This window comes from Achromobacter sp. (genome assembly GCF_036567245.1).
In the GTDB taxonomy this organism is placed as follows: Bacteria; Pseudomonadota; Gammaproteobacteria; order Burkholderiales; family Burkholderiaceae_B; genus Achromobacter.
The window spans coordinates 1-3,758 of the sequence record NZ_DATCUY010000539.1 but is presented as its reverse complement, the minus strand read 5'-3'; the positions used below and the strand labels follow the sequence as shown (position 1 = coordinate 3,758).

Here is a 3,758-nt window from a genome sequence, read left to right as displayed (position 1 = left end):
TGGCGGATGCGCTCAGGCGCGGCCTGCGCAAGCTGGGCGGCGCGCGCGTGCGCTGGCATCAGGAAGCGTTCGAGATGCGCTGATCGTCCCGGCCCGGCGCAGGCCCAAGCGTATGATGGACCTCACCGCCCCCGGAGCATGCATCATGCCCACACCACGCCTCCTGCTGGCCGCCGCGATGGCCGTCGCCACCCTCAACGCCTGCGGCGAAATGGCCACGCTGCCGGTCGAGGCCGGCATGGGCCCTTCGCCCCAGCTGCCCGCCCCCAATCCCACCACCATACCCACCGTGAAGACGGCCAAGGCCATAGGCTGGCCCGCGGGCGCGCATCCCGCGGCCGCCAATGGCATGGCGGTGACCGAATTCGCCAGCGGCCTGGACCATCCGCGCTGGCTGTATGTGCTGCCCAACGGCGACGTGCTGGTGGCCGAGACCAATGCGCCGCCCAAGCCCGAATCGGCCTCCGGCGGCTTCAAGGGCTGGGTCGCGGGCCTGGTGATGAAACGCGCCGGCGCCAGGACCGACAGCGCCAACCGCATCACCCTGCTGCGCGACAGCAATCACGACGGCGTCGCCGACACCCGCAGCGTGCTGCTCGAGGGCCTGAATTCGCCGTTCGGCATGGCCTTGATCGGCAATCAGCTCTACGTGGCCAATGCCGACGCCGTGGTCCGCTTCCCCTATGAGACGGGGCAGCAGCGGATCAGCGCCGCTGGCGTGAAGGTCACCGACCTGCCGGCCGGCATCAACCATCACTGGACCAAGAACCTGCTGGCCAGCCCCGACGGCAGCAAGCTTTACGTGTCGGTGGGCTCCAACAGCAACGTCGGCGAAAACGGCATGGACATCGAAGAGGGCCGCGCCGCCATCTGGGAGATCGACGTGGCCAGCGGCAACAAGCGCCTGTATGCCACCGGCCTGCGCAACCCGGTAGGCATGGCCTGGGCGCCTGACGGCAAGACGCTATGGACCTCGGTCAACGAGCGCGACGAACTGGGCAGCGACCTGGTGCCCGACTACATGACCTCGGTGCGCGACGGCGGCTTCTATGGCTGGCCTTACAGCTACTTCGGCCAACACGTCGACACCCGGGTGCAGCCGCCGCGCCCGGACCTGGTGGCGCGCGCCATCGTGCCCGACTACGCGCTCGGTCCGCACACCGCCTCGCTGGGGCTGGCCTGGTCGGGCGGCTCCAAGCTGCCCGCGCCGTACACGGAAGGCATGTTCGTGGGCCAGCACGGTTCCTGGAACCGCGATCCGCGCAGCGGCTACAAGGTCATCTTCGTGCCCTTCCGCGACGGCCGGCCGGATGGCGCCGCGCGCGACGTGCTGACGGGCTTCCTGAACGAAAGCGGCGAAGCCCAGGGGCGGCCGGTAGGGGTGGCCATAGACCGCCAGGGCGGCCTGCTGGTGGCGGACGACGTCGGCAATGTGGTGTGGCGGGTCGGTCCCGCTTCTACAATGGCCGCTCCCCAATGATTCAAGACCAGGAGTGAGCATGAGCACGGAAAAAGTGGCGATCGTCACCGCCGGCGGCAGCGGCATGGGCGCGGCGGCGGCGCGCAAACTGGCGGCCGACGGCTGGCGCGTGGCCATCCTGTCTTCCTCCGGCAAGGGCGAGACCCTGGCGCAGGAACTGGGCGGCCTGGGCATCACGGGGTCCAACCGCTCGCCCGAGGACCTGGCGCGGCTGGTGGACGCCACCCGGCAGAAATGGGGCAGGATCGACGCCGTGGTCAACAGCGCCGGCCACGGCCCCAAGGGCCCGCTGCTGGAGATCAGCGACGACGACTGGCACCTGGGCATGGAGTACTACCTGCTGAACGTGGTGCGCATCGCGCGCCTGGTCGCGCCGGTGATGAAGCAGCAGAAATCCGGCGCCATCGTCAATATTTCCACCTACGCCACCTTCGAGCCGGAAGCGCTCTTCCCCACGTCCGGCGTGTTCCGCGCCGGGCTGGCCGCCTTCACCAAGGTGTTCGCCGACGAATACGCCGAACACAATGTGCGGATGAACAACGTGCTGCCGGGCTTCATCGACAGCCTGCCCGAAAAGGAAGACCGCCGTACGCGTATCCCGATGGGCCGCTACGGCACCGCCGAAGAAGTCGCGGACCTGATCGCCTTCCTGGCTTCCGACGCATCGTCCTACATCACCGGCCAGAACATCCGCATCGACGGCGGCATCACGCGTTCGGTCTGAATCCCATTCTTTTGGACTAGTCCCTCGTCCGAATGACGGTATTGAAGCCCGCCCGGGGCTTCAGTACCGTAGGTTTTCGCATTCGACGAGGTGCCTGCGCATGTCCGCTACGCCGTCAGCGGCTGCGCCGCAGTCCGCCGATCTCTCCCCCGCAAAACCCACCCCGGGCCAGGCCTCGCGCTTCCTGGCGCAGGCGACGTTCGGCCCCACGCCCGCCGACATCGAAGCGGTGGTGCGCGACGGCTACGCCGCCTGGCTGGACGCGCAGCTGGCACTGCCGCCATCGCAGACCCACTTCGACTGGCTGCTGCAACAGAAAAAGAACACCGAGGCGTTCAAGGGCAACGGCATCAACGCCCCCCTGGAATCCACGCTGTGGCGCAAGTTCATCGCCGCGCCGGACCAGGTGCGCACGCGGGTGGCGTTCGCGCTGTCCGAGATCTTCGTGGTGGGCGTATCGTCCATCACCGCGTCCTGGCCGCTGTTCGGCGCTGCGGGTTTCATGGACCTGCTGGCCGAACATGCCCTGGGCAACTATCAGCAGCTGCTGACCGCCGTCACCCGCAACCTGTCGATGGGCTGCATGCTGACCTATCGCGGCAACCGCAAGGAAGATCCCAAGACCGGCCGCCATCCCGACGAGAACTATGCCCGCGAGGTCATGCAACTGTTCAGCATCGGCCTGCTGGAACTGGAACCGGACGGGTCCGTCAGGATGGTGAACGGCGCGCCGGTGGAAACCTATTCCAACGCAGACGTGCAGGGCCTGGCCAAGGTCTTCACCGGCTGGGACATCAACGGTCCGGAAACCGACGTGGAGTTTCACCGCCGCCCCATGGCCCTGAACAACGCGCTGCATTCGCTGGCCGAAAAGCGCTTCCTGGGCGCGGTAGTGCCGGCCGGCACCGACGGCCATCTGTCGCTCAAGCGCGCCATGGAAGTCATCTGCGTTCATCCCAACGTGGGCCCGTTCATCGGCACGCAGCTCATCCAGCGGCTGGTCACCAGCAACCCCAGCCGCGCCTATGTGGCGCGCGTGTCCGCCATCTTCGACGACGACGGCACTGGCACGCGCGGCAACTTGAAGGCCGTGGTGCGCGCCATTCTGCTAGACCCCGAGGCGCGCAATCCCGACCTGGCCGCGCCCGGCTGGGGCAAGGTGCGCGAACCCATCGTGCGCTTTGCGGCCTGGGCGCGCGCGTTCGGCGCCACCTCCAACAACGGCGCCTGGGCCATGCCGGACACCACCGACAACACGATCCGCCTGGCCCAGAGCCCGATGCGTTCGGCCAGCGTCTTCAATTTCTTCCGCCCGCGCTACGTGCCGCCCGTGACGGAGCTGGCGCGCCAGCATCTGGTGGCGCCGGAGCTGCAGATCACCGACGAGACCAGCATCGCCGGCTACCTGAACTTCCTGGCCATCTATGTGGACCGGGGCTGGGAGGATCTGCAGACCCCCTACACCGCCGAGATCGCGCTGGCGCAGGATCCGCCCGCGCTGGTGGCGCGGGTGGCGCTGCTGCTGGCGGGCGACGCCTACTCCGCCGAGACCGC

At 68.1% G+C, this 3,758-nt stretch carries 3 protein-coding genes; all 3 read left to right on the top strand.

Annotation, left to right across the window (positions count from 1 at the left end):
• The first annotated feature begins 145 nt into the window (after nucleotides 1–145).
• Nucleotides 146–1,480: a sorbosone dehydrogenase family protein gene (locus VIR09_RS22905; protein ID WP_332014934.1), complete on the top strand. Its 1,335-nt coding sequence runs from the start codon at nucleotides 146–148 to the stop codon at nucleotides 1,478–1,480.
• A 19-nt stretch (nucleotides 1,481–1,499) separates the two neighbouring features.
• On the top strand, nucleotides 1,500–2,204 hold the full coding sequence (locus VIR09_RS22900) for an SDR family oxidoreductase (RefSeq protein WP_332014933.1): 705 nt from the start codon (nucleotides 1,500–1,502) through the stop codon (nucleotides 2,202–2,204).
• Between the two features lie 100 nt (nucleotides 2,205–2,304).
• The coding region (locus tag VIR09_RS22895; RefSeq protein WP_332014932.1) for a DUF1800 domain-containing protein at nucleotides 2,305–3,758 on the top strand (1,454 nt) is incomplete at its 3' end.

What these genes read in the sequence shown, in the direction of transcription:
- VIR09_RS22905 (WP_332014934.1), top strand. Translation starts at nt 146, where the DNA reads ATGCCCACACCACGCCTCCTGCTGGCCGCCGCGATGGCCGTCGCCACC.
- VIR09_RS22900 (WP_332014933.1), top strand. Translation starts at nt 1,500, where the DNA reads ATGAGCACGGAAAAAGTGGCGATCGTCACCGCCGGCGGCAGCGGCATG.